At 68.5% G+C, this 24,881-nt stretch carries 20 protein-coding genes and 2 pseudogenes; 12 read left to right on the forward strand and 10 right to left on the reverse strand.

Annotation, left to right across the window (positions count from 1 at the left end):
• The 4 genes from Q1N79_RS17480 to Q1N79_RS17495 form a co-directional block, all read right to left on the reverse strand.
• Nucleotides 1-607 (reverse strand): hypothetical protein (locus tag Q1N79_RS17480; RefSeq protein ID WP_300610149.1); only part of this gene is annotated, 607 nt, incomplete at its 3' end.
• 88 nt (nucleotides 608-695) lie between these two features.
• Nucleotides 696-1,736, reverse strand: coding sequence for a winged helix-turn-helix domain-containing protein (locus Q1N79_RS17485; RefSeq protein WP_300610150.1), 1,041 nt, complete (start codon nucleotides 1,734-1,736; stop codon nucleotides 696-698).
• A gap of 153 nt (nucleotides 1,737-1,889) precedes the next feature.
• Nucleotides 1,890-2,951, reverse strand: coding sequence for a hypothetical protein (locus Q1N79_RS17490; protein ID WP_300610152.1), 1,062 nt, complete (start codon nucleotides 2,949-2,951; stop codon nucleotides 1,890-1,892).
• A 235-nt stretch (nucleotides 2,952-3,186) separates the two neighbouring features.
• Nucleotides 3,187-3,744 (reverse strand): DUF6328 family protein, encoded by a 558-nt coding sequence (locus tag Q1N79_RS17495; RefSeq protein ID WP_300610153.1) that lies wholly within the window; start codon nucleotides 3,742-3,744, stop codon nucleotides 3,187-3,189.
• Between the two features lie 284 nt (nucleotides 3,745-4,028).
• On the opposite strand from Q1N79_RS17495, the gene Q1N79_RS17500 reads away from it, so the two are divergent.
• The 3 genes and pseudogenes from Q1N79_RS17500 to Q1N79_RS30710 form a co-directional block, all read left to right on the forward strand.
• Nucleotides 4,029-6,329 (forward strand): DEAD/DEAH box helicase, encoded by a 2,301-nt coding sequence (locus Q1N79_RS17500; protein WP_300610154.1) that lies wholly within the window; start codon nucleotides 4,029-4,031, stop codon nucleotides 6,327-6,329.
• Complete coding sequence (locus Q1N79_RS17505; RefSeq protein WP_300610155.1) at nucleotides 6,326-9,166, forward strand: ATP-dependent DNA helicase; 2,841 nt, start codon at nucleotides 6,326-6,328, stop codon at nucleotides 9,164-9,166. Before Q1N79_RS17500 ends, Q1N79_RS17505 begins: the two co-directional genes overlap by 4 nt.
• Nucleotides 9,167-9,236: 70 nt before the next feature.
• Nucleotides 9,237-9,401, forward strand: a pseudogene (locus Q1N79_RS30710) (MarR family transcriptional regulator); the annotation flags it as partial.
• Nucleotides 9,402-9,649: 248 nt separating this feature from the next.
• Here Q1N79_RS30710 and Q1N79_RS17510 read toward each other — a convergent pair.
• Nucleotides 9,650-12,148: a tetratricopeptide repeat protein gene (locus tag Q1N79_RS17510; RefSeq protein WP_300610157.1), complete on the reverse strand. Its 2,499-nt coding sequence runs from the start codon at nucleotides 12,146-12,148 to the stop codon at nucleotides 9,650-9,652.
• 110 nt (nucleotides 12,149-12,258) lie between these two features.
• On the reverse strand, nucleotides 12,259-12,690 hold the full coding sequence (locus Q1N79_RS17515) for a hypothetical protein (protein ID WP_300610158.1): 432 nt from the start codon (nucleotides 12,688-12,690) through the stop codon (nucleotides 12,259-12,261).
• A gap of 469 nt (nucleotides 12,691-13,159) precedes the next feature.
• Between Q1N79_RS17515 and Q1N79_RS17520 the strand changes: the two genes are divergently transcribed.
• The 6 genes from Q1N79_RS17520 to Q1N79_RS17540 all read left to right on the forward strand — a co-directional run bounded on the left by Q1N79_RS17520 (nucleotide 13,160) and on the right by Q1N79_RS17540 (nucleotide 17,267).
• Nucleotides 13,160-14,077, forward strand: coding sequence for a tyrosine-type recombinase/integrase (locus Q1N79_RS17520; RefSeq protein WP_300610159.1), 918 nt, complete (start codon nucleotides 13,160-13,162; stop codon nucleotides 14,075-14,077).
• 350 nt (nucleotides 14,078-14,427) lie between these two features.
• Nucleotides 14,428-14,751, forward strand: coding sequence for a hypothetical protein (locus tag Q1N79_RS17525; protein WP_300610160.1), 324 nt, complete (start codon nucleotides 14,428-14,430; stop codon nucleotides 14,749-14,751).
• Between the two features lie 12 nt (nucleotides 14,752-14,763).
• Nucleotides 14,764-15,090 carry a type II toxin-antitoxin system PemK/MazF family toxin gene (locus Q1N79_RS17530; RefSeq protein WP_300610161.1) on the forward strand — a complete coding sequence of 109 codons (327 nt, stop codon included), beginning with the start codon at nucleotides 14,764-14,766 and terminating at the stop codon, nucleotides 15,088-15,090.
• A gap of 432 nt (nucleotides 15,091-15,522) precedes the next feature.
• Nucleotides 15,523-16,362: a site-specific integrase gene (locus Q1N79_RS17535; RefSeq protein WP_300610162.1), complete on the forward strand. Its 840-nt coding sequence runs from the start codon at nucleotides 15,523-15,525 to the stop codon at nucleotides 16,360-16,362.
• Nucleotides 16,298-16,435: a hypothetical protein gene (locus Q1N79_RS30715; protein ID WP_367185088.1), complete on the forward strand. Its 138-nt coding sequence runs from the start codon at nucleotides 16,298-16,300 to the stop codon at nucleotides 16,433-16,435. The genes Q1N79_RS17535 and Q1N79_RS30715 overlap by 65 nt, the downstream gene beginning before the upstream one ends.
• Before the next feature lie 184 nt (nucleotides 16,436-16,619).
• Complete coding sequence (locus Q1N79_RS17540; protein ID WP_300610163.1) at nucleotides 16,620-17,267, forward strand: S24 family peptidase; 648 nt, start codon at nucleotides 16,620-16,622, stop codon at nucleotides 17,265-17,267.
• 697 nt (nucleotides 17,268-17,964) lie between these two features.
• Here the strand turns inward: Q1N79_RS17540 and Q1N79_RS17545 are convergent.
• Nucleotides 17,965-18,336, reverse strand: coding sequence for a helix-turn-helix domain-containing protein (locus Q1N79_RS17545; protein ID WP_300610165.1), 372 nt, complete (start codon nucleotides 18,334-18,336; stop codon nucleotides 17,965-17,967).
• A gap of 281 nt (nucleotides 18,337-18,617) precedes the next feature.
• Complete coding sequence (locus tag Q1N79_RS17550; protein WP_300610167.1) at nucleotides 18,618-19,265, reverse strand: hypothetical protein; 648 nt, start codon at nucleotides 19,263-19,265, stop codon at nucleotides 18,618-18,620.
• 371 nt (nucleotides 19,266-19,636) lie between these two features.
• Here Q1N79_RS17550 and Q1N79_RS17555 point away from each other — a divergent pair.
• Nucleotides 19,637-21,119 (forward strand): annotated as a pseudogene (locus tag Q1N79_RS17555) (IS1634 family transposase).
• Between the two features lie 275 nt (nucleotides 21,120-21,394).
• Here Q1N79_RS17555 and Q1N79_RS17560 read toward each other — a convergent pair.
• The gene (locus Q1N79_RS17560) at nucleotides 21,395-21,772 is read right to left on the reverse strand and encodes a hypothetical protein (protein WP_300610168.1); all 378 of its coding nucleotides are present in this window, start codon (nucleotides 21,770-21,772) and stop codon (nucleotides 21,395-21,397) included.
• A 164-nt stretch (nucleotides 21,773-21,936) separates the two neighbouring features.
• Here Q1N79_RS17560 and Q1N79_RS17565 point away from each other — a divergent pair, with 164 nt between their 5' ends.
• A complete protein-coding gene (locus Q1N79_RS17565; RefSeq protein ID WP_300610169.1) occupies nucleotides 21,937-23,496 on the forward strand; it encodes a sigma-70 family RNA polymerase sigma factor in 1,560 nt (519 codons plus the stop codon).
• A 328-nt stretch (nucleotides 23,497-23,824) separates the two neighbouring features.
• Here Q1N79_RS17565 and Q1N79_RS17570 read toward each other — a convergent pair whose 3' ends face one another.
• Nucleotides 23,825-24,088 (reverse strand): hypothetical protein, encoded by a 264-nt coding sequence (locus tag Q1N79_RS17570; RefSeq protein ID WP_300610170.1) that lies wholly within the window; start codon nucleotides 24,086-24,088, stop codon nucleotides 23,825-23,827.
• Here Q1N79_RS17570 and Q1N79_RS17575 point away from each other — a divergent pair.
• Complete coding sequence (locus tag Q1N79_RS17575) at nucleotides 24,068-24,754, forward strand: hypothetical protein (RefSeq protein ID WP_300610171.1); 687 nt, start codon at nucleotides 24,068-24,070, stop codon at nucleotides 24,752-24,754. The two genes, Q1N79_RS17570 and Q1N79_RS17575, sit on opposite strands and share 21 nt — an antisense overlap.
• The last annotated feature ends 127 nt before the right edge of the window (nucleotides 24,755-24,881 follow it).

The following is a 24,881-nucleotide window of genomic DNA, read 5'->3' on the forward strand; positions in this document are numbered from 1 at the left end:
GGAAGGAGTGCGGCGGCGCGTGCATCACCCCGACGCGGAACGCCTTGCCGTTCCAGGTCGCGTAGACCGGCACCGGCGTTTTCGCCGTCCAGCCGACGAGGACGCATGAACCGGACACCGGGCAGGAGAGCGCGACCAGAACGGGCCCGCCCGGGCCGGTGACCGCGTGCCAGCTGCCGCCGCTCCCGGCGAGGACCGCCGGGACACCGAGGGCCAGGCACCTGGCGGCCGTGGGGACCGCGGCGGCCCGGGTGGCCCCGGCGGCGGCCGGCGCGAAGGCACACGAGATCGCCGACAGGACGCCCGCCGGAGACGGTTCCTGCCTCCAGGAACCGCCACTCCACGCCTCGATGAGGGTGTGCGTGGCCGACCCGAGGACCGTGTACCCGACCGCGTAGCAGGTACCGCCCGTGCAGGACACCCCGTTGAGGGTGTTCCCGTGCTTGGCCGGGGGCATGCTCGCGGTGAGCGCCGGCGTGCCTGTCTGTGGCGTACTGGTCACCGCCGCGCCGGACACCGACGTGGCTGCCGTCGTGCCGCATGCGGCAGTAGCGCCGGCCAGCGCCAGCGCCGCGGCGACCCGCGCGCCGCCTGTAAGGAGCCTCATGGTCGCCTCTCAGCAAAGAACGCGAGCGAACTGCTGCCCTCGTAGACGCCTAGGCGGACCTCCCGGTTGGGTGTGTACAGGCGCGGAATTACCGGGAGCTTCGAGCGGCCCTCCACAGCTGTGATGCGAACTCGCGGCCTCGCGCCTCGCCATGCAAGTCACACCACACGCGCAAGGGGTGAGCCACGGTTGCCGTCCAGCCGTCGAAATGCGCGTCGGCGCGGCGGTGCACGCCGATCCGCCATGGGTCGGCCGACATGCGGACATTGGCGGATTCTCGGGGGGCCGGTTCCAACTGCAGTCGTCCAGCGATCTCTGGGAGAGTCCGGCCATTCAACGCAGCCCAGCATCGCACTTCGCCAGGGGATGAGGTGCCGAGGACGCCAAGGAACGCCGCGCCCGCGCGACCGGTGATCGCCATTTCGATGCCGGCACCGGCCGCATTGCGCGAGATCGCAGCAGCTACGTCCCATATGTTCCGGCCCCAGGCGTACGCGGTGACGACCTCGCTCCCGGGCCATGCCGTCCGGTCTGCAAGCAGATCCGCCAGGCCTGTGATGTCAACGAGCCTGACTGCAACCTGCCGCCAGTTTTGCTTCCGTTCGACCATCCCCTGCTCGGCCAGTTGCCTGACCGCCCTCGACGCGGTGGAAACGCTGACCTCCGCACGCTGCGCTAGTTCAGTGATACTCGGCTGCGCCCCGCTAGCGGCCGCAATCAACAACTCCTCGGCTACTAGCGCATGCCCCTTTTGCAGCGGCACCACATCACGCCGGCGTACCACGTGCCTGGCGAACTGCCGCGTGGCCAGCCGCAGTCGTGGCCAGGTGATCTCGGCTACCCCATCGACGTCGATGAAGCTGAGGTTGATGTGCCGAAGCGCTGCTCGCCACTCGACTGGCACCGAGCCAGCCACTAGGGCAACCCGGCCGGGGCCGGCTTCCGTGCGGGCGCTGGCGATGAGATCGTCCACCGTATCGTAGGAGGCAGGGTCGATCACATGTACTTGCAGGTTGATGCCATCGTCGTAGGTCAGCACGTCATCGCGACCGCGGCTAATGACTAGATCGCCAACGCGATCCGGCTCGTCGGGGATCCACGACAGGTTCAGGTGCAATACAGCCGCCATGGCTTGCATGATATTCGATGGGTAGCTTAAACAGCAAACGATGTCACATCGCAGCAGAACGTTCTTCATCATTTGCTGTTTAATACGTACTGTACAGATTCTGCAAGTGATATGGGTGTGGGCTGAGCCAGGAGGCGCCGCCGCTCGTTCGGATTATCCAACGGTCGGAGCGGACGCTGGCCCTGCGCTCCGGGACCGCGGAACGACTTGCGCAGCGAAGTCCAGGTACCCCTGGTGACCGGGCAGTTCCTTCAGGCACTCGGTGACCAGTGTGGCGGCCTGGGCCACGTCACCATGGCGCTCCGCGATCCTCGCGCGCAGGAAGGTGAGCTCTGGCCCGGCAAGCGCCGGGCTCGCGGCGAGCCGGTCCAGCAGCTCGTCCTCGGGGGTTCCCGCGAACCGGTCGAGGAGCATTTCGTGCCAAGCCGCGAGGTCCTTGGTGCGCCCGTGGCGCCGGTAGCGAGTCTGGTCGAAGCTTCCGTACACGGTGCGCGGTCGCTTTGGATCGGCCCGTCCGGCCGCGTCCAGCGCGTCCAGGTAGCACTCGGCGAACGTCCGCCACATGTCCGGCGTGGTGAGCAGGCGGGCAAGCGGAACGGCCAGGGCCGTCTCCTTTTCCGGCACCTGACCGTAGCCCGATCGAGTCCAGCCGTAGTCCGCCTCCCAGCGGATGAGCTGCTCCGGCACGCGCCGGGCGAAGGCCGCGAAGCCGTCATGACGGAGCACCGACTCCCACAGCACGGCGACGGCATCAGAAACCACGAACTTCGCGGCCTCCACCGGGTCATCGGAGTGGAAGTAGTCATAACTCTTCATGTCGCAGGCAAGGTCAACTATCTCCGCGACGGCCTGCTGCGCTGGCCCGGGCTCGTCGGCCTGGAGCGCCGCCAGTGCCTCGCCCGCCAGCCGACGGAACGTGAGCCGCCACCTGGACCGCTCGGTGTGGTGTACCCGGCGGTCCCCGGCCATGTAAGCACCGTCCTTTGCCAGGTTGACGAACGTCGTCACCTCGTCCAGCACGGTGTCCGGGTCCGGCAGTTCCTTCCTCGGCTTCACCTTCGGCTGTTCCGGCGAGCGAAGCTCGTCCTCGATGCGCTCGCGAAGCTGGGCGTTCCCTCGCCAGTAGAGAGTCCACAAGATCTTGCGGAGGCGCGCGTCGTCACTTGGCGCCATGGCGCTGTAGAACTCGTCACGGTTCTTCCGGTTCGCCGGCATGACAACCAATCGTAGGCGCGAGGCAGCCGCCGCTGCGGCATGTTGAGCCGCCCTCATCGGATGCACAACCCGGCTCCGCGGAAACGCGAGCGTTGCCGGATCGCGGCTGAGCACCTGTTGCAGCCGGCAAGATGCTGGGCAGGCGCCACGGTTCGTTCTGGATGACGGGGATGAGGACCACCTACGGCGGGTCAGCGATTTGGGCCGGGGCACTGAACGGTTGCCGTGTGCAAGGTCACGTGCTGGGTTTCGGTCCCGCGCCCCCGGTGTGGCCGCGGCCGTCGTCGGGGAATGCGGGGGGCGGCGCCGACGGCCCGGAATCCGTCGGCGAGCCCCGTCGGCGCAGCATGGGATACACAAACCAAAGGCCACCGAACAGGCCAACGGTGAAGACGGTCACCAGGATCACTGCCAGGTCGTTCTCGACACAGCTGACCACAACCAGCACCGCCACGGCGACGGTCAGGGCCACGGCGGCAAGGCCCGCGATGGCCATCACGTTCGCTGCCCGTACCAGATGCTCCTTCATGTGGTGGCGGAAGACCAGCCGGTGGAAGGCGACCGGCCCGAGCAATAGGGCGGTAGACACCACGGCGAGCATCACGGCCGTCACATACAGCGCCCGCTGCGCATGCCCGAGCGCGGTAAACCGTGCATAGAAGGGCAGCGAGAGCAGGAAACCGAAGATCACCTGAACGCCGATCGCGGCGACCCGAAGCTCCTGCAACAACTCGACAAGATTGCGGTCGTCGCGCTGCGCTTCCGTCTCCCCCGGACGATCGGCGGTGATCACGAGACGGACTCACCCGCCGCGGCACTGCCTGTCATGATCGCGGCTCACCTGCCCCCGAACTAGCAGGCTGGCAGCCTGCCATGGAGGCCCATCGTACTTCAGCGGCAGGCGCGGCGTCGGCCTCAAGGCGCCCTGGATCGTCCATACCGTGCGTAAACCGCGAATGGCCGTTGCCCGTCAATATATCGGATAACGAATTAATTCACCTGATGTCTATGGAAATAAGATCATTTCCGGCCGTCGGCGAGCATGGAGTGAGGGCCGTTATGTCAGGCAGTGAGGGAGTGTTCCCGCTTTTCGAACGGGCGGACCGGGCCGGCCTGCTGGACGGAGGGAGCGGGCTGGTGGTGGCGCCCACCGCCACCGGCAAGTCGCACATCGGGCGTGAAGCCATCCGCCGGGCGCTGGCAAACGGCGCGCACACAGGCCTGCACGCCTACCTGGTCCCCTTCCGGGCCCTGGCGGCCGAAATCCACGACGGCTTCGCAGCGGCCCTCGACGGGACCGGCGCGCGGATCCGCCTGCTCACCGGCGATCACCGCGACCCGCTCCGCCCCGATCAGGCCGACCTCGTGGTGGCCACGTACGAGAGCTTCGCCGGGTTGATGCGCAGTCATCCGCTGACGGCGGGTCTGGTCGTCGCGGACGAGGTGCACCTGGTCGCGGACCCCGAGCGCGGCCCGGTCGTGGAGGGCCTGCTGGCCCAGCTGAGAGGCCGCGCCGAGGGCCTGCTCGCGTTGTCGGCCGTGGTCGACAACGGTGAGGAGCTGGCCGGCTGGCTGGACGTCCCGCTGCTGCGCGGCACCGCCGAAGACCGGGCCGTGGGCCTGATCCTGCGGCACGCGTTCGCCGACGACCTGGACGCGGTGCTGGTCGAGACCCTGCGCCGGTTCGAGGATCAGGCGCTGGTGTTCTGCAGCTCGCGGGCGGGCGCCGAACACGCCGCCAAACTGATCGCCGACGCGCTCGAGCTGCCCAGCCCGGAATTGCCCGAACCGCCCGAGGACGAAGACGACCCGGTACTCGGGCTGCTCCACAGGTCCGTCGCCTACCACCACGCCGGGCTCGGCAAGCCGGTCCGGCAGCACATCGAGTCCCTGTTCCGCTGCAGGAAGCTGCGGGTCATCACGTGCACGCCGACGCTCGCCGCCGGGGTCAACCTCCCGGCCGGCGTGACGATCGTGCGGGATGTGTTCCGCCGCGAGCAGATCCGGGGCCGCTACCGGCCGGTGCTGCTGCCCGCGGGTGAGATCGTCAACATGCTGGGCCGGGCGGGCAGGCCCGGCCAGGTGAGCAAGGGCACCGGGATCGTGCTCATCGAGCGCGATCACAAGAACGAGGTGGGTGAGCTGGTCGACCTCGTCCGGGAGGGCCGCGGCGGCCACGTCAGCAGCCACCTGACCGACAGCTTCGAGACGCTCATGCGCTTCGTCCTTGCCGTGGTGGCCGAGCGAGGAGAGACCACCCGCGACGACGTGGCCCGCGCGTTCGAGCGGACGCTCGCGCACCATGAGCAGCGGGCCGAGGTGTCCTTCGACCGCACGCTGCAGGACGACCTGATGGAGGATCTGCCCGCGTACGACAAGGCCCGCCAGGACGGCGTCGCGCTCATCGGCTACGCGCTCACCACCGAAGGCGTCGATGCGTCCGTCGACTCCCGGGGAAAGCGGTACGAGGTGCAACTGAAGCTCACCGAGTTCAGCTGCAGCTGCCCGGCGCGCAGCCGCTACTACCGCAACCAGGTCTGCAAGCACCAGGCGCTGGTAGTCCACGAGCTGCTGTTCGGAACCGCTGTGGCACCCGAAGCCAGGGCCCGCGCCCTGTACCTGTGCGGCCACGTGTTCGGCCCGGTGCTCGACATCGGGACCCGGCTGTCGGAGGCGCTCGGGCTGCTGCTGAGCTGGGGGCTGGCAGAGAAGGTGCCCGGCGGCTGGCGGGCCACCGAGCTCGGGCGGGTCGCCTCGGCCTCCGGGTTCGACCTGCTGCTCGTCCACCAGGTGGCGGACCGGCTGCACGGCGCCGCGGCCGGCGACTACCGCACGGTCGCGCGGTGGGCGGTAGAGGACTTCCACGCCGATCCCAGGGACCGGGAGAAATGGCTGAGTGCCGTCACCGCATGGCTCGATGAGACGGAACGGAACGCCATCAGGCTGCCGGTCAGGTACCGCGGCGACTGGGAGCAGGGGCTGGACCGGCTGGCCCAGGCCTGCGGACTGTACGAGCGGGCCGCCCTGAGCCTGGGCCGGGACGACCTGGCGGCGGCAGCGCGGGACGCCGCCGGCGCGCTGCGCTACGGCGTGGCCCCGCCGCTGGTTCCGCTGATGGCCCTGGGCTTCCCGCAGCTGCGGCGGGCCCGGGCCCGGCTGCTGTACGACCGCGGCATCCGTGACGTCACCGACCTGGCCTGGGCCGACCCGGCGCAGCTCGCGGACTCCAGGCTCCCCCGTGCCTACCTCGAGGGCTGGATCCGGCGGGCCACCGAGATCTTCGAGGCGGCCAAGACGCAAGGAGCCGATCGCGACGACGATCCGGAAGGGTTCGACGACCTCGTGGCCCGGTTCCGGCTGGACCCGGCCGCGCTATGATCGCGCTCACCGACGAGCAGCGGGCCGCGGTCGAGCACGACTGCCAGTACCTGAAGATCCTGGCCTGCGCCGGATCGGGCAAGACCGAGGTCCTCGCCCACCGGGCGGTCCGGCTGCTGACCCGGGGCGTGAGTCCCGAGCACCTGATCGCGTTCACGTTCACCGAGAAGGCCGCCGCCGAACTCCGGGAACGGATCGAGCGCCGGGCCGCCGGAGCCGACCCGGGCCGGTTCGCGGACCTGCCGCCTACCAGCCAGGGGATGTTCGTCGGGACCATGCACGGCTGGGCCTTCCAGCGGCTGCAGTCCCTGGGCGGCCGGTATGAGCTGACCGAGAGCCTGACCGCCGAGCAGGAGTGGGTGCTGCTGCACCGGGTCGCGCGGCGGCTCGGCGTCGTCGGCCTGCAGGCCCGGGATGGCGCGAAGGTGGCCGCGGGTCCGGCGGTCACGGCGTTCCTGCGCAGCAGCGAGGTCGTGCACAACGACCGCGTCGACCGGGGCAGGCTGCGTGCCGAGGCGCCCGAGTTCACCGCGGTGCTTGACCGCTACGAGTGGCTCCTGGACGAGATGCGGCTACTGCCGTTCCGGCTCATGATCAGCCACGCGGTGGACGAGCTCGCCCCAGGGGGCCGCCTGGCGGCGCAGGTCACGGCGGCGCACGTCCTGGTGGACGAATTCCAGGACCTCAACCCCGCGCAGGACGAGCTGGTCCGGCGGCTTGCCGGACTCGGGGCCGCCGTCAGCGTGGTCGGCGACGACGACCAGGCGATCTACCAGTGGCGGGGCGGCGACGTCGCCCTGCTGACCGGCTTCGGCCGCCGCTACCCCGGTGCCGCCCAGACGACCCTGGCCACCAACCGGCGCTGCCGTCCCGGCATCGCCGAACTGGCCCGCCACCTCGTGGACAAGCTCGAGGATCGCCAGCCCAAGCAGCTGCAGACCGCGCGTGAGCCGGTATACCCGGGCTGCGTCGAGATCATGATCGGCGCCGATCCGGAGCAGGAGGCGGCCGGCCTCGCCGGGCGCATCCAGGCGCTGCTGGCCGACGGCCACCGGCCCGGCGACATCGCGGTCCTGTACCGGTCGGTCCGCCTGTCCGCCCGCCCGCTGACCGAGGAGCTGCGCCGCCACGGCATCCCCGCGGCGGTGGTGGGCCGCAGCTCCCTGCTCGTCCACCCCGAAATGGCGCTGCTGGCCCGGATCTTCGTGTACTGGGCGGGCGGTACCTGGTACCCGGGCGCCGCCCCTGTGCCGGAGATCGTGTCCCGCGACGACCTCGCCGACGCGATCGAGGAGATCACCGGCACCAGCCCCGAGCCTGCGCTGAAGGTGATCGAGGAGCTCGGCGAGCAGGTCCGCGAGGACGGCGTCGCGGACAGCGTTCCGGTCTTCAACGAGCTGATCGCCGCCCTCGGCCTGCCGCGCGCGGGTGACCAGCACCAGGAGCTGGGGGTCGGCCGCATGTCGCAGATGCTCGCGGACTTCGACCACGCGGTCCGGCGGGCCGCGCCCGCAGCGCTCTACGCGGACGACGGGGCGGACGCCGAGGAAGCCGCCGACGACGCGGCCCTGTCCGAGCCCGGCGCCCGTGTGCTGGGCAGCCGCCGCGGCGACGTGTACCTGGTGCGGCTGCGCGCCTACCTGGAGCACTTTGCCGCGAGCGCCGCCGAGGAGACACCCGCGGCCGACCCGGCCGCCGCGGAGGCGGTCCAGATCATGACCATCCACCAGGCCAAGGGGCTGGAGTTCCCGGTCGTATTCGTGCCGAGCCTGGTCGAGGGGCGGCTGCCGCCGGCGCTGACCCGGCGGCCCCAGCAGTGGTACCTGCCGGTGCACCTGTTCGACCGGGAGCGTTACGAGGGCCGCGAGAGTGACGAGGCGCGCCTGCTGTACGTGGCGCTGACCCGGGCCCGCGAGCTGCTGGTGCTGAGCTGGTTCGGCCGCTATGCCGCGCGGGCCGCCAAGCCGTCCCGCTTCCTGACCCGTTACCTCGGCGACGCACTCGGCGCGGCACTGCCCGCCCGCGGCGCCCGCCCGCGGCCCGGCCCGCGGCGTTCCGATCAGGCGCTGCTCGATCTGGACTTCTCCACCCTGGCCAGTTACAGCGAGTGCGGCTACCGGTACCGGTTGCGGCATCTGTGCGGGTTCGGGTCGCCGATCGCGCCAGAGCTCGGCTTCGGCCGCGTTCTCCACCACGTGATCGCCGAACTGGCGCGCGCCGCGCCCGCCGCCGGGCCGCCCGGCGACCGCGCCGTCACCTCGGCGATCGAGCAGGCATGGTACCTGCCATTCGCGGGGGCGATCCCGGCCGCCAACCTGCGGGCCTCGGCGGTCCGCCGGCTGACCGCTTACGCGCAGCGCCACGGCACGGAACTGACCCGCACCCTCATCCCGGAGGCCCGGTTCGAGGTCCCGATCGAGGGCAGCCGGATCCGTGGCCGCATCGACCTGCTGCTGCGCGCCGCTCCCGGCGCGTCCCGGCAGGTCGAGATCGTCGACTTCAAGACCACCGCGAACCGGCCCGCTCCCGCGCTGCACCGCAATCAGCTCCGCTTGTACGCCGCCGCGATGGCCAGGACCGGCTATGAGCCCGTCCGGCTGGCCATTCACGACCTTGAGCAGGGCGACCGCATCGAGGTGGCGGCCGACCCGGCCGCCCAGGCGGCCTTCGAGGAGCAGCTGGGCCAGTGGGTCGATGGCATCCGCTCGGGTGTCTTCGACCCCAATCCCGCCGCCTGCCGCACGTGCGACTTCGCCACGTTCTGCCCGCACGCGCCATCCGCGCGCTCACACGACCGGGCGCCCGAGGTCCCACTGCCGTTCGACAGGGAGGGCTAGCTGACCTACCCATATCCGCAAACTGAAGAGTACTAATCAGTTTGCGGACAGGCAGCCTGCACCACCCCTCTTGCCCATCCTGCGCTCCCGGCAGCAGGGCGAGATTCTCGCGCTGCTGCTAGGCGATCCTGACCTCGAACTTAGCCTTACCGAGATCGCGCTACGGACGGGCGCTCCGCATCCATCGGTCCACCGGGAGATCCAGCGCGCTGAAGAGGCAGGCCTGCTGACAACGCGGAAGGTCGGAAACACTCGACTGGTCCGTGCCAACACCGCCAGCCCCTACCACGCGGGACTGGCCCAGGTGCTCACCCGTGCCTTCGGGGTTCCTGCCATACTCGCTGACGCCTTGACCGACATCGAAGGGATCTCCGGGGCGTACATCTACGGCTCGTGGGCCGCCACACGTGAAGGGCACGCTGGTCGGCGGCCCGTGAGTGACATCGACGTGCTCATTCTCGGCGACCCGGACCGAGATCAGCTTTATGAAGCGCTCAGCACCGCAGAAAAGCGGCTGGGCAGATCCGTCGAGGCGACAATCCGCGCTCCCGACTGGCTGGAAGCAGGATCCGGCGCTTTCCACGACACCCTAACCAGCCGACCATTGCTCAGGATTGATCTTCTGCCCCGCTGATGAACGGCCCGATGGAGAGGTACCCAACAACGCCGGAGCTCCCGGTAGCGCTGCTTTCGCCTGCCGATTGCCCACGATGCATCCGCGTGTTGACAGTCATCGAAATCTGCCCGCTGGCGGCCATGGGGAACTGCCCGGGCGCTGCCGTCCCGGTCACTGAACGTGACGTTGAATGGCCGCGGCTGCGCGAAGAGCCGCCGTTCGGCGTGATCTTGACGCTCAGTCAGCCGATCATGTCGGGTGCGCAGAACTAGTTCATCTGCTCCTGCTCGTAGCGGTGTTCCAGTCTGTTGGGAAGAGACCGGCGCGGACCGCTCCGAACTGTGGCGAGCAAGCACGGGTGAGCCAGCCATCGAGGTCTTCGGTGCCCGATCGAATAAGCCCGCATCAGCATCAGGGGTCTTCGCCTCTTGGGTCCAGCGGGCGAGACTGGCGCGGACGCTCAGGGTGATCGGGTGCTCGGGGCCTTGGACTCGCTGGAGGATGGGCAGCAGGGCGCCGAACTGGTCGCGGGCGCTGGCAGCATCGCCTGCCTCGCCGGTCCAGCGGGCGAGGCTGGCGCGGGTGTTCAGGGTGCTGGGGTGCTCGGGGCCTTGGACCCGCTCGCGGATGGGCAGTAGCGAGGTGTACTGGTCGCGGGCCCCGGCCACATCCCCCGCCGCCCCCGCCCAGCCGGCAAGGTTGCCGCGGGTGTTCAGGGTGTCGGGGTGCTCGGGGCCCTGCACGCGCTCGCGGATGGGCAGCAACGCGGCGAACTGGTCGCGGGCCCCGGCCGCATCCCCCGCCACCCCGGTGTAGTAGGCGAGCCTGGCGCGGGTGTCCAGAGTGTCGGGGTGCTCTGGGCCCTGGACGCGCTCTTCGATGGGCAGCAGGGCGGCGAACTGGTCGCGGGCCCTGGCGTCGTCTCCAGCATCCCCGGTCCAGCGAGCGAGGTTAGCGCGGATATCCAGGGTGTCGGGATGTTCGTGGCCCTGGACGCGCTCTTCGATGGCCAGAAGGGCGGCGAACTGGTCGCGGGCTCCGGCCGCATCTCCCGCCTCCCCGGACCAGCGGGCGAGACTGGCGCGGGCGTTCAGGGCGTCGGGATGCTCGGGTCCATAGTCCTTGCTGTCTCGATAAGCGTCGACGATCCGCGTGTAAAGCTCCCGGGCCGCCTGGTGGCTGCCGCTGAATCCAAGGTATTGCGCGATCCGCCTGATGCCGTCACTGGTCAGGTCGAGGACGGCCCGGGCGTGCGGCAGCAGCACCGCGCACGCCGGCCACGCCGCGGGCAATGTCGTGTCGGCGGGGACCGCAGCCTCGACCACGGCCGCGGCGGCCTGCTTCCACTCGGCGGCTACGCCGGCGGATACCCGGGCGAGGGTGACTTCCTGGACCAGGCGGTGCACCAGCACCAGGCCGTTCCCGGCCGGGGTGACCAGGGAGTAGCGGCGCAGCGCAGCGATCGCATCTCCGGCAGCAACCAGATCGCCTAGCAACGGGCCGACCACGGCCGCCACGGCCGGGGCAATCAGGGCGGCGGCCTGCGTCCCGGCGAGTAGCAGGGCCAGCGGCACCGGCTCGGGTGCCAAGTATGCCAGCAGCCGCAACAGCCCCGCCGCGGCCGGGGTCTCGTCCTCCAGCTGGGACAACGCCAGCCCCAAGGTGGCCGCCACGTCTGCCGGGTGCCCTGCGGCCTGGCCGCGGGCCAGCAGGTCCGCGCGGCGATCCCGGAACAGCGCCAGGTACCCGCCCAGGCTGCTCCCGGTGGCCTGGATATAGGCGGCGGACTGCTCCAGCGCCAGCGGCAGCCCGCCCAGCTCCCTGGCCAGATCTAGCGCTGCCCGCTCGTCCGGATCGCCGGTCCGGTTCATCAAGAACCGCGCCGCGACTACGGTGTCCAGCACCGGAACCTCCATGGCCTGGCCGTGCGGCCACGCCGCACTCTGGCTTGTTATAAGCACCCGGCCCTTCCCGGCGGGCGGCAAGAACCGGCGCACAGCGCCCTGGCCCCGGGCATTGTCGAATACCAGCAGCCAGCCCGCAGGGAATGCAGCCAGCACCGCATGCACCGACGCCACCGGATCGCGAGCATCGACCATCTCCCGTGCGCCGAGCTGAGCGGCTAGCCGGGCGAACTCCGCCAGCAGCAGCGTATGGTCCTCGGCGGGGAACTGCCATGCCAGCCCCACCTCAGCTAGGTGCCGGTGGGCGTACTCCACCGCAACGCTCGTCTTGCCGGCACCTCCAAGGCCGTACAGCGTCACCACCCGAGGTTCCGGTCCCGGCCCGCCCGTCAGCCGGGCATCCACGGCGGCCAGCAGCTCCTCCCGCCCGGCCAGCAGCCCCGGCCGCGGAGGCAGCGACACCGGTAGCTGCGCGGCGCGCTCTCGCGGTGCCTCGACATACGTCCCGATCGCGGGGCCGCCAACCGCGGCCGCAGCTCCCGGCCCGAACTGACCGGCGATCCCGGACCCGGCTAGCTGCGCCCCGGACCCGGCCTGGTAGGGCCCGTATGAACATCACCGTGCACCACGTTCGCGGCCACGCCCCCGCTCCTTGCCGTCGCGGTCACGTTCCCGCCAGCGGCGACGGAATGATCCGCGGCAGTCACCGCAGGCCCGATCTCCTTGACCAGCGCGGCCAGTTGCGGCTCCGCGTCCGGATGGTCGGCCAGCAGGTCAGCGAACCGGGTCTCCCACTGCGCCGCCAGGGCAGCCCGTACCTGCTCCAGCTCACCCGGCGTAGCCGTGTTGAGCTGATCCCTGGTCATGTCGAGCCGCCGCTCGATCGCCGCGTCCGGCTGACCGCGGCCGAACAACCGGGCGACCTTATGCCGCACTCCCTCCCAGCCGTCGGTGACCATGGCCTGCACCAGCGCCGCTGCCGCCATGGCAGCCAGAACTACCACCATTTCCTCCCTTCGGCACCGTCATGAGAGACGAAGGACAATCTACCGGGCAGGACAGCAAACAAGCCGTCCCCTATTTCCGCGAGAACTAGCCTGACTGACCTGACCGATCACGGGTTGTGTCATTGCCCGCCCGAATGAGATCCAGTTCTACGCGCCAGCAACGGCGTCCGCGCCACCCAACCGGATGCTGATGCCCGGCACCGCCCTCACGACGACAAACGGCGTCGCAGCGAGCAGCACAACAGAACTGGACTTTCTGTGCCAGGCACATACTCGATCGGCACGGCTGTTGACAGGAACAGAGTCGGCGGTATGGGGTGCGCGCTGATCTTGGTCGGCGCGGTGACCGGCTACGGATTGTGTTGTAGCTCGTCTTCGCTGCGCGTCGTACGTTGCGGTCATCGTTCATTGCTGGGACCTGCGGCGGCCCAGCTTCCCGGGTCCCAGCTGTCCCTGGAGGTGCCCGATGACCACCAAGACCCTGTCCAACGCCCTCGTCCCGGTCCAGCCGGTCTTCACCGACGCCGAGCGGCTCGCGCTCGCCGGATACCTGGCCGGCTACCGCGGCCTGACCCGCGAGGCCTACACCCTCGACCTGCGCCAGTTCACCGGCTGGTGCCGCGCCCGGTCCCTGCCGCTGTTCTCCGTCCGCCGCGCCGACATCGAGACCTACGCCCGCGAACTGGAAGCCAGAGGCCGCGCCCGCGCCACCGTCACCCGCAGGCTGTGCACCATCGCCGGGTTCTACAAGTACGCCGTCGAGGAAGAGCTCCTCGAGCACTCGCCCGCCGCGCACGTCCGCCGTCCCCGCCTCGACTACGAGTCGCACGCCACCGCCCTGGACCGCAACGAGCTCGGCGCGCTCCTGGTCGCCGCCGGACTCGGCCCGCCCGCCGAGCACGCCCTCATCTCCCTGCTCGCCCTCAACGGGCTGCGCGTGTCCGAGGCCACCGGGGCGGACATCGAGCACCTGGGCCTGGAACGGGGCCACCGCACGCTGGTGATCACCCGCAAGGGCGGCAAGGTAGTGACCATCCCGCTCGCCCCGCGCACCGCCCGCGCGATCGACCTGGCGACCGGCGAGCGCACCGAGGGACCGCTGTTCACCACCACCGATGGGCGGCGGCTGGACCGGCACGGCGCCGCCCGGGTCGTCCGCCGCGTCACCCGCCGCGCCGGGATCGCCAAGCACGTCAGCCCGCACACGCTTAGACACGCGTTCATCACCGCAGCGCTCGATGCCGGGGTGCCGCTGCGGGACGTGCAGGAGGCCGCCTCGCACGCTGATCCGCGCACCACGATGCGCTACGACCGTGCCCGGACGAGCCTGGACCGGCATGCGACCTACATCGTCGCCACATACGTCGCCGGAGCAGCGAGGTAACCCCCGCAAGGCGTGGTCCCGGAAGGCAGCCTGACCACCATCGGTGGCCAGGCTGCCGCAACCCTGAGCTCAGCCGAGATATCGCCGGAAGCGACCACCGACAGCGATCATGAACCGCCGTTCTGAATCACTGCGGGCAATCAATTGCGAACCTGCAGAGGAGACCAGAACAAGGTGATCTGTGCGCTTGTCTCGCTCGGAAGGTCCGAGGTGCGTGCACCCGCTGTAGGGCAGCCAACTCGACCAGGCCGTAAGGTGCACATGGGCCGAAGCTGTGCTCGTGGCAGTGCAGCGTATAGTGCAGTATAGTTAGATGCATAAAGTGCAGCATAACCGGGAAGCGGTGTACGATGGCTACCAGGCTCAACCAGCCAGCCAGGGCCCGCAAGAGCCTGCCGCTCACTGAGCGCGATCTTGCCGACCTGGAACGTCTTCGGGGGCACACCCCTGAGCGTGATGCGCTCGCTGACCTGGCCGGCGTCGTCGTGGCAGAGGGAGTCACTGAGGCTGCACTCTTGCACATGATCTTCACCGCAGGACTGCGTGCCATCCAGGAGAAGGCCGAAGAACTCGCGTACGCCAGCGCAGCTGCCGACAGGCTTGCCAGCGGCGAGGCGAATGAGATCCGCCGGATCGCACGACGCAGGCGACCCTCCTGGGCTGACGACGACTAACGGCTTTCCGCCATGACAGACATGCTGCGCGGGCGCATCTACCGTGCTCATCTGGCCCACATCGGCGAAGACAAGTTTTTCCTGGTTGTGTCGAACAACCGGCGCAACCGGGCGTTCGGGCAAGTACTCGCAGCCCGGCTGACTACCACACCGCCAAAGGCCGAGCGTCCCGCAATGGTGCCCCTGGGGCCAGGGGAAGTCATGACCGGCTGGGTTTCCTGTGACGATATCGAGACGATCTACGACGACGAAGTACGGGCGGATGCCGGCGCCATCACGGCACCCGCTATGCGCCGCATCGAGGCTGGCCTGCGAGCTGCCCTCGGCATGGCCGAGTGACGGTCCCGCGTCGTACTGCGATCCTGATCCTTGTTGCCGTAGAGCCTTTGCCATCGCCTTGACTGTGCTCGCGCAGTTAGCCGCACTAACGAATCGGTTGATATGTACGTGATCTGTCACATGACTCTCGCGAAAGCCCGACGCGCCGATTCGGCGTATACGGGTGATCGAAGATCACCCAAGCCCTCTGGGCGTATAACGCAAGATATACGGGTGATCATCGCTAGAATTTTCGATCCGATATGCGGAGATGATCACCCGTATATCAGCCGGTATGGAGCGCCGCCATGTCGAGCGTGTGAGCGGCATCTTTCACCCATGGTGATCTGGCGTACCCGGGGGACGCGGCTTACGCTGCGGTCCTCGTTCCATTGCTGGGGCCTGGCGGCTGGCCCTCGGCTCCTGGGCCTCAGCCGTTCCCGGAGGTACCCGATGACCGCCACGACCCCCTCCACCGCCCTCCTCACCGTCCAGCCAGTGTTCACCGAGTCCGAGCGGCTCGCGCTCGCCGGGTTCCTGGCCGGGTTCCGCGGCCTTACCCGCGAGGCCTACACGTTGGACCTGCGGCAGTTCACCGCTTGGTGCAGGCTCCGCTCGCTGCCGCTGTTCTCGGTCCGCCGGGCCGACATCGAGACTTTCGCCCGCGACCTGGAGGCCAAAGGCCGGGCCCGCGCCACCGTGACCCGGCGGCTGTGCACTATCGCCGGCTTCTACAAGTACGCGGTTGAAGAAGAACTCCTCGAGCATTCCCCGGCTGCGCACGTCCGCCGACCCCGGCTTGATTACGAGTCGCACGCCACCGGTCTGGATCGCAACGAGCTCGGCGCGATCCTGGTTGCGGCCGGGCTCGGCCCGCCCGCCGAGCATGCACTCATCTCCCTGCTCGCCCTCAACGGGCTGCGGGTCTCCGAGGCCACCGGCGCCGACATCGAGCAGCTAGGCCTGGAACGCGGGCACCGCACCCTGGTCATCACCCGCAAGGGCGGCAAGGTCGTCACCATCCCGCTCGCGCCCCGCACCGCCCGCGCGATCGGCCTGGCCACCGGAGAACGCACCGAAGGGCCGGTGTTCCTCGCCGCCGACGGGCGGCGGGGGACCGGCGCGCCGCCCGGATCGTTGCCCGGGTTACTCGCCGCGCCGGGATCAGCAAGCATGTCAGCCCCACAGGCTCAGACACGCGTTCATCACCGCCGCGCTCGACGCCGGGGTGCCGCTGCGGGACGTGCAGGAAGGCGCCTCGCACGCCGACCCGCGCACCACGATGAGGTATGACCGGGCGCGCACCAGCTTGGACCGGCACGCCACCTACATCGTCGCCGCGTTCATCGCCGGAGCAGCACGATAACGCCAGCCTCCGGATCGGCCCGGCCATGTCAGACGGCAAGGCCGATCCGGATCGGTCTCGGGCAGGGCCAGGGGAAGAACAGGGCGGAGCCAGAAGCTGCGACAGATAGTAATCAAACGTAGATTTGACTACCAGCTTATCGTCGCACAAAATTAGAAACAGGAGACGAGGGCAGAGGGCCGGCATGAGCAGCACAGACCGTGGCGAGCACCAGCGGCGCAGAATCATCGAATCCGTCACGGACTTCGCGCGACGTAACGGCTATAGCACCAGTGTTCGCGAGATCGCCAAGGACGTTGGGCTGGCGCCGACAACCGTCCACTACCACGTCGAGTCGCTCGTGAAAGCCGACAGGCTCCGCCGCGTGCCAGGACAGCCACGAACCATCCTGCCACCCGCACGCCTCGAACTCTGGCAGGAGCCACCCGATATGGCCGAGGTGGAGCTGCACTGGCAGGTCGCGGCGAGCATCGGCCGCGAAGCGATCCTGCTCGACGACGAGGACCGCAAGAGACTGCCGATTCCCAGATGGCTGGTCGGCCACGGGGACCTGCTCATGGTCCAGGTGTTCGGCACATCGATGATTGACGCCGCCATAGCACCTGGCGACCTGGCGGTCATCCGCAAACAGCAAGACGCCGAGAACGGTGAGATCGTCGCCGCGCGACTCCCCGGACATGCCGCGATGGACGCCACGATCAAAGAGTTCAAGCGCGACCAGACCGGGCACGCCTGGCTGATCCCCCGTAATCCTGCCGACCAGCAGCCGATCCCCGCTGACGACGCCGAAATCCTCGGCAAGGTCGTCACTGTAATGCGCATGCTCCGGTAACTGACCGCTAGTGCGACGAGGGCTTCTCGGCCTCGTACCGGCACTGCCGCGCCTGGCGGCGTGCCACCCTGCGCCCGCGCAACTCTCCGTCACGGCATGCGGTGAGTTTGACGGACCCGAGCCGCCGACCTGCTCGTTTGCCTGCTTATCCCGCTCGCAGATTGAGATGCGCGAGAAGAGTTGTTATGTCGCGATCCTACGCGGGTGATTCTGCTGGTGTTCGGCACCAAGCTCTCGCACGCGCCGGTAGCCGCCGTCGGAGAACGTTGTGCGCCAGGGCTTGCGCATGCCAGTGATCACTGCGATTGCGGGCCGCTGAAGCCCGCGTCTGGCCAGTTCCTCATTGGTAACCGTTCTCTAGCAGGCAGAACAGCCGGAACTGCTCACGGCGAGGCCCCGAGAGGCGGATTTCGTAAAGGCCGCTCATGGCACCGTGCATAGCCTCCCACTTACCGCCACCCGAGAACTGCGGCGGAGGCGCAGCAGCTACTGCGTCAAGCACGGCCGCGAATTGAGCATCGAGGGTGCTCGGGCATCCGCCGAGGAAATCCAGGGCAGGCACGGCATCGTCAGGTGCCTTGTAGTAGATGATGCTCCAAGGCACCTGCCCGGTACGATGCACGGCGGGTTGACGGCCAGTTCCACGCCGCGCCTCAGGGCGTTGAGGGGGCATGGAACTGACCGTAGCCGCCAGGAACTAGACGGTGGCCGTGACACGCCGTCGGCCACCCCGGGCGCTCGCGGCCTGCCGCGCTTTCGACGCGCGCGGAACGACACGGACTTCGGCACCGAGCGCGTCGGCGAGCGCGACGATGAGCGGCAGTTCCGGCCGCACCTGGCTTGCTGTGAACAATCGCCGGACGCTGGAGGCATTGCGGTTGACGCGCCTTGCCAGCTCGGCTTTAGATATCCCCAGGTCAGTCCGCAGCGAGTCGAGTTCCCTGATCAGCGCGTCCGTCTGGGCCAGCTCACGGGCTGCCCGCTCACAGGCAGCACGGTACTCAGGGTCCTGCATCCGCCGCGCTCGGCGGCGCTCATGCAAGCCAACGTCGACCATCTGCGAGTCCATGGGATCCCTCTGCTATGTGTTGCGTACGTGTCACACTGACTGTACCTCCTGCGCAACACTCAGTCTAGGTCTGGTATTCCACCCTGACCTGAGGCACTTGCATTCCGGGCGGCGGTCACGGCGCAGACCGGGCACGTCTGCGCGCGGGTAACAGCTTCGCGGGTAATCAAGGACGTCCGCACCGATTCGATATAGGCCGCCGTTATGACGACTGTGAGGACGACAATCAGGGCACTCACGGCGACGACAGCACTCGCGGCCGGCCCGTCTCATGACCCCGTCTACTGTGCCCTGCTGACACGGCTGCGCAGGTCGGCCGCCATCCGTGCCATCGTCGCAGCCTGCCGGTCTGTGATGTCGGAGCCGGGCCGCCAGGGCCGGGCGATATCCGCCGGGTCACGCAGTTCGATGAACGGATGATCCCCGTGGAAGTCGCTGAACGCCTCCGGATCCACCGCAGCGCGGACCGCACGGTGCAGCTCTTCGGCTGCGGCAAGCAGGTCTTTGGTCTGGAACATGCGGCCGCGGTAGCTGATCCACCATCCATCAGGGCCGCTGGCCAGGCCGAGCCCGCCTCGGATCGTCAGGTTCTGCCCGTGCTCGAAGGCATTCCGGACGCTCGCGATAGTCGTCGGCTGGTCCGGTTCGCCATCCGACAGCGGCAGGCCGACAGTCAGGACACCGAACCGCTCGAGTGCCTCGGAGAGGACTTTTCTCGGGTCCGCCACTTCGGCAGCAAGCTTAGCCACGGTGTGCAGGCGGTGCAGGCTGACGACGAACAGGTCCACGTCGACCCGACGCTGGATTAGGCCCGACCGGGGATCGTTGAGGATGGCGGGACCTGGGTCGGTGATCCGCCTGTGCTGCATCTGGCAGGCGAGCCAGTAGGTATCGACGTCATCGCGGATCAACAGCGCCCGCTGGGTCACGCCGGTCTCGTGCCAGAGCTTGATCTCCCGCCTGAACGTAACCATGCGCCTTAGTATGGCCGCTCGGCAGCAGCCGTCCGAGGCATTATTCCATGCGCAGAATCCAGGACCCGCACGTTCTGTGATCAAGCAACGCGCGGGAACCGCCGATAGGCGCGCTCTGGACGGGAAAGGTAAGCCAGCAGCTTGGCGCCCATAATCGGGTCATCTGTGACCTGACTTGTGACATGTTCGGCGGCGTGGGCGGTGGGCGGTTCGCTGACCTGCGGATTCTTTGATTTCTGCGGCTGAATGTGTGCACTAATCCCTGCCTGTAGGGTGGCCTGGTGCCGTATGTGCGGACGGTGAAGACGGCCTCGGGCGCGACTGCCGTGCAGATCGTGTACTCCTCCCGCCGCGGGTCGCGGGATATCGAGCACGTCGGGTCGGCCCACGATGATGCGGAGCTGGAACTGCTGAAGGCGGCTGCGCGGCAGCGGCTCGCGGCCGGGCAGGGTGAGCTTGACCCGGGCCTGGAGCCTGGCGGGCGGGGCGGCGGCCCGTTGCCGGTCACTTCCTCGCGGATGAGCTGCCTGCTCGATGCCCTGATGCGCGCCTACGACGTGCTGGGCCTGAGCCGGGCGGCTGGCGGGGATGAGGTGTTCCGGCAGCTGGTGCTGGCCCGGATCATCGAGCCGGCCAGCAAGCTCGATTCCCTGCGGGTCCTGGAGGAGGCGGGCGCAGCGGCCGCGGGGTCGTACCGGACCGTGCTGCGGCGCCTGCCGGCGTATGCGAAGCAGGAGTTCCGGCAGGAGCTGTCGGCCGCCTGCGCGGCGCACGCCCGGCTGGGTCCTGCCTCCCTCGTGCTCTACGACGTGTCAACGCTTTACTTCGAGACCGACGCCGGGGACGTTCCGCGAGCCGGGGTTCTCCAAGGAGCGCCGTCTTGAGCCGCAGATAACCATCGGCCTGCTCACCGGGCAGGACGGCTTCCCCCTCATGGTCAGCGCGTTCGAGGGGAACAAGGCCGAGACCAAGACGATGCTGCCGGTCATCGAGAAGTTCATGGCCGCCCACCGGCTGCCCGACGTCACCGTCGTCGCCGACGCGGGCATGATCTCCGAGGCGAACCAGAAGGCCATCGAGGCCGCGGGCCTGTCGTTCATCCTCGGCATGAAGATCCCCGACGTCCCCTACCAGGTGGACAAGTGGCGCTGCGAGCACCCGGGCGAGGACATCCCCGACGGGCACATCTTCACCCAGCCCTGGCCCGCCGGGCCGTCGTCCAAGCGCCGCGACCAGGTCATCTACTACCAGTACAAGGCCGACCGGGCACGCCGCACGCTGCGCGGGATCGACGAGCAGGTCGCCAGGGCCGCCAAGGCGGTCGCGGGCCTGGCGCCGGTCAAGCGGAACCGGTTCATCGCCCTGGACGGCGCGACGAAAAGCGTCAACCGCGAGCTCGAGGCCAAGGCCAGGACCCTGGCCGGCCTGAAGGGCTACGTCACCAACCTCGCCGCCTGCCCCGACGGCACCCCGGTCACGGCCGAGTTCGTGATCGGCTCTTACCGCCGGCTCTTCGAAATCGAGAAGAGTTTCCGCATGTCAAAGCACGACCTGCAGGCCCGCCCGGTCTACCACCACCTGCGCGACTCGATTGAGGCGCACCTGACCATAGTCTTCGCGGCCCTGGCGGTCAGCCGCTGGATCGAGCACCAGACCGGATGGTCGATCCGCAAGTTCGTCAAGACCGCCCGACGCTACCGCACCATTCAGATCCAGGCCGGCAAGCACGTCATCACCGCGGCCGACCCCCTGCCCGCCGACCTCCAGACAGCCCTCAGCCAAATCCACGGCCCGGCAGCAACGCACTAAATTGTCACAAGTCAGGGTCCGAGGCATTATTCCATGCGCAGAATCCAGGACCCGCACGTTCTGTGATCAAGCAACGCGCGGGAACCGCCGTTCGGTATGCGATTAGCTGCTCGATCCTCACCTGGCAATCGGAGACTTATCCGGATGTTATGCCGCCCGAGATGGGTGGCGTGTCCCACGGTGAGCGTGCGCATGTGTGGAGTTCAGCGAGCACGAGCGCCGGAACCCGGCCGGGTGACCGAGGCGCGGTTTTCCTTGGCCACCCGGCTAGTCTGCTACGAGGCGGCAGATGAGGACCGGCGTGACCTTCTCATGCTTGGCTTCTTTGTCTTGGTGTGGGCTGCTTTGATCGCGGCGACGTGAGCCTGGAGTGCCTTCTCGTGGAACTGCTTGAGCTGCGTCGCGATCTCCTTGAGATCGTCCCCGTCCACCTTGTGCATGATGAGCCAGCGGATTTCCCTGAAAAACTGCTGCTCGCCGCGCAGCTCGATCAGCTTCGGGCCCAGGACGGTGATTGCCGTAGTAAGCAGTGCGGCGATAGAAGTGATGATGCCGGCCGGGCCGCAGCCGAGTGCGGTGAGTACGGCCTGGAGGCCGGCGGCTCCGGCGGTGAGCAGGGCACCGGTCAGGATCGCGCGCGGGTTTGGGTTCATCTCTTGTTCCCTCTTTTCCCCCGCGGGTGCGGGGTGTGGAGGGGTGGGTCAGGGCAGCGCGACTTTTCCCATGCCGGGCCCAAAGTTTCTTCGTGGACTTTCTGTCATGTCCTCGTGACGCAAATGCGACATAGCGATCGCAGACTGCGAAGCAGGAGGGGAACATGGAGGGGATTCAGTCCAGCGACGCCGACCTTGTCCGCAGAGCACTCGGCGCTACGACGGATCAGGAGCGGACCGCGGCCTTCGAGGCCATCGCGGGCAAGTACCGGTTAACAGTTCTGCGCCAGTGCGCCTACTGGTTCCCGGATCCGGAAGCCGCCCAAGACGTCGGCCAGGCAGCGTTCGAGGCCGCGTTCACCTTGCTGGCCCAGGGGAAGGGGCCAGAACGGCCGGACAAGCTGGCCGGGTGGCTGATCGAGATCGCCCGCCATCGCGGTCAGGAGTACATCCGCAAGACCAAGCCCGCCGGTGTGCAGTGGGCCGACCTGCCTGAAGGCCGCAGCCTGGACGAGACCGAGGACGACGAGGAGGACCGGTCGGGCAGCGCGTCACGTCGGGCGCACGCGACAAAGCTGGTCGAACGCGTCGTCGCCACCTTCACCGGCCGGCAGCAGGAGATCTACCAACTGCGGTTCGTCCAGGAACTGACCGGCAGAGAGATCGCCGGGCGGCTGGGCATCGCGGACAAGGCCGCGAGCAACGAGGCCACCATCGTGCAGGGCCTGATCGCCGACGGGTTCGGCGCGCTGATCCTGATGCAAGAGGGACGGAGATACTGTCCTGACCTCGCCCGCATCCTCGACGACACCGCCAAGATGCGCACCGCCGACACGCCGACGTTCGCGGCCGCCCCGGCCGACGCGGATCTCTTCACCGCCGCGCTCCGGCAGCGGATCGTCAACCACTTCAATGACTGCAACGTCTGCGACAACTGCCGGACCTGCAACAACAAACGCCGCCAGCTCGTCGGCCCGTACGTGCCAGCGCTGATCCCGATCGTGTTCGCCGGCGAGTTCCGTGACCGCATCGACCAGGTCATCCGGCGCGTCGTCGAGCAAGCCCACGCCGGACACAACCCGTCGGCCCATCCTGGCTCCGGGCCGCCGACAGCCCCGGCCGCTAGCGGAGCGCCCGCCATGGCTGGCGGGTTTCTGGCTACAGCTGGCGCCGGGACTGGAGCTGCTGCCGCGGACGCCTTCGTCAGTCGGCTGCAATTCCTCGTCCACAAGGCAAGCGAGTCCAACCGCCTCCCCCGCTGGCTGCGCCGCACGATACCGCACGACGCCGGTCCGGGCGCGTCCATCACGGTTGTCGCGGCTTTCGTCGCCGCAGTCCTCGTGGCCGTGGTGGTCATAGTCACCGTGGCGTCAGCGCTAACGTCGGGTGGCAGCGCGACGCCTCAGGCCGGCCCGGGTGCCGGCGGGGTTGCGGCGACCAACACCGCGGGCCCAGGCGCCAGTCAGCCCAGTGATTGTCTTAACTGGCAAGGAAACGCCGCTCTTCCTGTGACCACAGCCTCCCTCGCGCGCTCCATCCAGCATGTAGTCACGACCTGTACGGGGCACGCGGTCTCTGTCACGTGCACAGCTCCCCCCGAGCCTTGGGATTACTACACGTGCACGATTCCGCAGCAGGGCGTTCCCGCGCATTTCAGCGACATCGCCATCGACCAGACAACCGGTGCATGGGAGATCGTTGGCCAGGGGGGATTCTCAAGTTAACGGCTCCGTCGCGTTACACTTGCATCCGTCACGGCGACGGCGATCACGCTTCCGGGATGGCGCCGACCCCCCGGCAGCATGCCGTACAGGTCCTCCGGCCGGATGGCCTCCCGCAGCCAAGACCATGGGGATAATGACGCAGGGACAGGCGAGGATGATAACGGTGGCTGAGGAAACGAACCGACAGGCCAAAGCCGTCAACTCTGGCATTAGCGGATAACCGGCCGGGTACACGGCGGCTGGTTATGTAGATCGTGTTCTCACGCTTTGCTGCAGAGCATTTCGGTCGGCTCGCGGTACTCTCGTGACACACGGGTCCTCGGACAGTTCACGGCATGCGGCAGACTGGCCAGAACTGGATGATCGGTGCGTCCTCACCGCCACCGCTGGTACGCGTAGTCAGAAGAACCGATTCGGCGATATAGAGTGCGCCAGGCGGCTCGTGCTTGTGTCGTGCGCGCTGGCGTCGTCGCATTCCTCCAAGCTTGCCCGCACGCGCGTTCCAAGCCAGGATGAGCAGCCAGGCGGTGCGCATATGGCGGCCGGCGGGAGCATTGGAGGTGCGCAGCAGGTGAAGCTCACCGATCTGCACGACTCGGCAGTGCGGGCGGCCGCGGTCAGCTTGTTCGACGCGCGGTACGGCGAGATGGAGCAGGTCCTGTGGCTCTTGTCGGTCAGCTCGCGCTCCGGGCTGCTTGCCGGGGAGAGCTCGCCTGCGCTGGAGGCCCTGGTCTGGACGGTCAAGAGCTGGTGGGGAGTGCAGGGCGTACGGTCCGAGACGAGGGCCCAGTTGGCCAGGGCAGTGGCGGAGTCGGTGACCTGGTCGCCTGACCTATTCGGGCCCGTGCCCGGATACGGTCCGGACCGCGCCGCGTTCGCCTGCGAGCGGGTAGCCCAAGTAGTCGGGCGGAGCATGTCGCTGGGCGTGCCCCGGCGTGAGTACTCGCTGGCCTCTAAGGTCCTTCACTGGCTCATGCCCTGGCGGGTGCCTGTCTACGACAGCTTCGTCCGCGGCGCGCTCGGCGTCCCGGCATCATGGGATCACCCCGAGGCCTACCGTAAAGTCTCGGCAGGGATCTTCACCTTGGCCCGCGCGATGACCGACGACTCAGCCTGGACCGGCTCACTTGAGCCGGCATCCCCTCTTCGCGCGCTCGACAAGCTCACCTGGTGGCTCGGCGGCGGCAGCGCCGGCGCAGCCGCCGAAGTACGCGACCCCTGGCAGGTCATCCGAAAGCTCGGCCTCAGATTTCCCTGACCGTCGATCTTCCTGCGTAACCGTGGTCATCGGGCCGGTCCCAATGCTCTCCGGCGCATACCCGCGAGCCAAACCGTCACAGAATGGATGGACCTTGATCCGGTACGACGCGCCGGAACCGCCGTTC

Source organism: Trebonia sp. (assembly GCF_030042015.1).
GTDB lineage: Bacteria > Actinomycetota > Actinomycetes > Streptosporangiales > Streptosporangiaceae > Trebonia.

Coding starts and splice junctions, on each gene's coding strand:
- Q1N79_RS17485 (WP_300610150.1), bottom strand. CDS start 1,736: ATGGCGGCTGTATTGCACCTGAACCTGTCGTGGATCCCCGACGAGCCG.
- Q1N79_RS17490 (WP_300610152.1), bottom strand. CDS start 2,951: ATGCCGGCGAACCGGAAGAACCGTGACGAGTTCTACAGCGCCATGGCG.
- Q1N79_RS17505 (WP_300610155.1), top strand. CDS start 6,326: ATGATCGCGCTCACCGACGAGCAGCGGGCCGCGGTCGAGCACGACTGC.
- Q1N79_RS17520 (WP_300610159.1), top strand. CDS start 13,160: ATGACCACCAAGACCCTGTCCAACGCCCTCGTCCCGGTCCAGCCGGTC.
- Q1N79_RS17525 (WP_300610160.1), top strand. CDS start 14,428: ATGGCTACCAGGCTCAACCAGCCAGCCAGGGCCCGCAAGAGCCTGCCG.
- Q1N79_RS17530 (WP_300610161.1), top strand. CDS start 14,764: ATGACAGACATGCTGCGCGGGCGCATCTACCGTGCTCATCTGGCCCAC.
- Q1N79_RS17535 (WP_300610162.1), top strand. CDS start 15,523: ATGACCGCCACGACCCCCTCCACCGCCCTCCTCACCGTCCAGCCAGTG.
- Q1N79_RS17540 (WP_300610163.1), top strand. CDS start 16,620: ATGAGCAGCACAGACCGTGGCGAGCACCAGCGGCGCAGAATCATCGAA.
- Q1N79_RS17545 (WP_300610165.1), bottom strand. CDS start 18,336: ATGGACTCGCAGATGGTCGACGTTGGCTTGCATGAGCGCCGCCGAGCG.
- Q1N79_RS17560 (WP_300610168.1), bottom strand. CDS start 21,772: ATGAACCCAAACCCGCGCGCGATCCTGACCGGTGCCCTGCTCACCGCC.
- Q1N79_RS17565 (WP_300610169.1), top strand. CDS start 21,937: ATGGAGGGGATTCAGTCCAGCGACGCCGACCTTGTCCGCAGAGCACTC.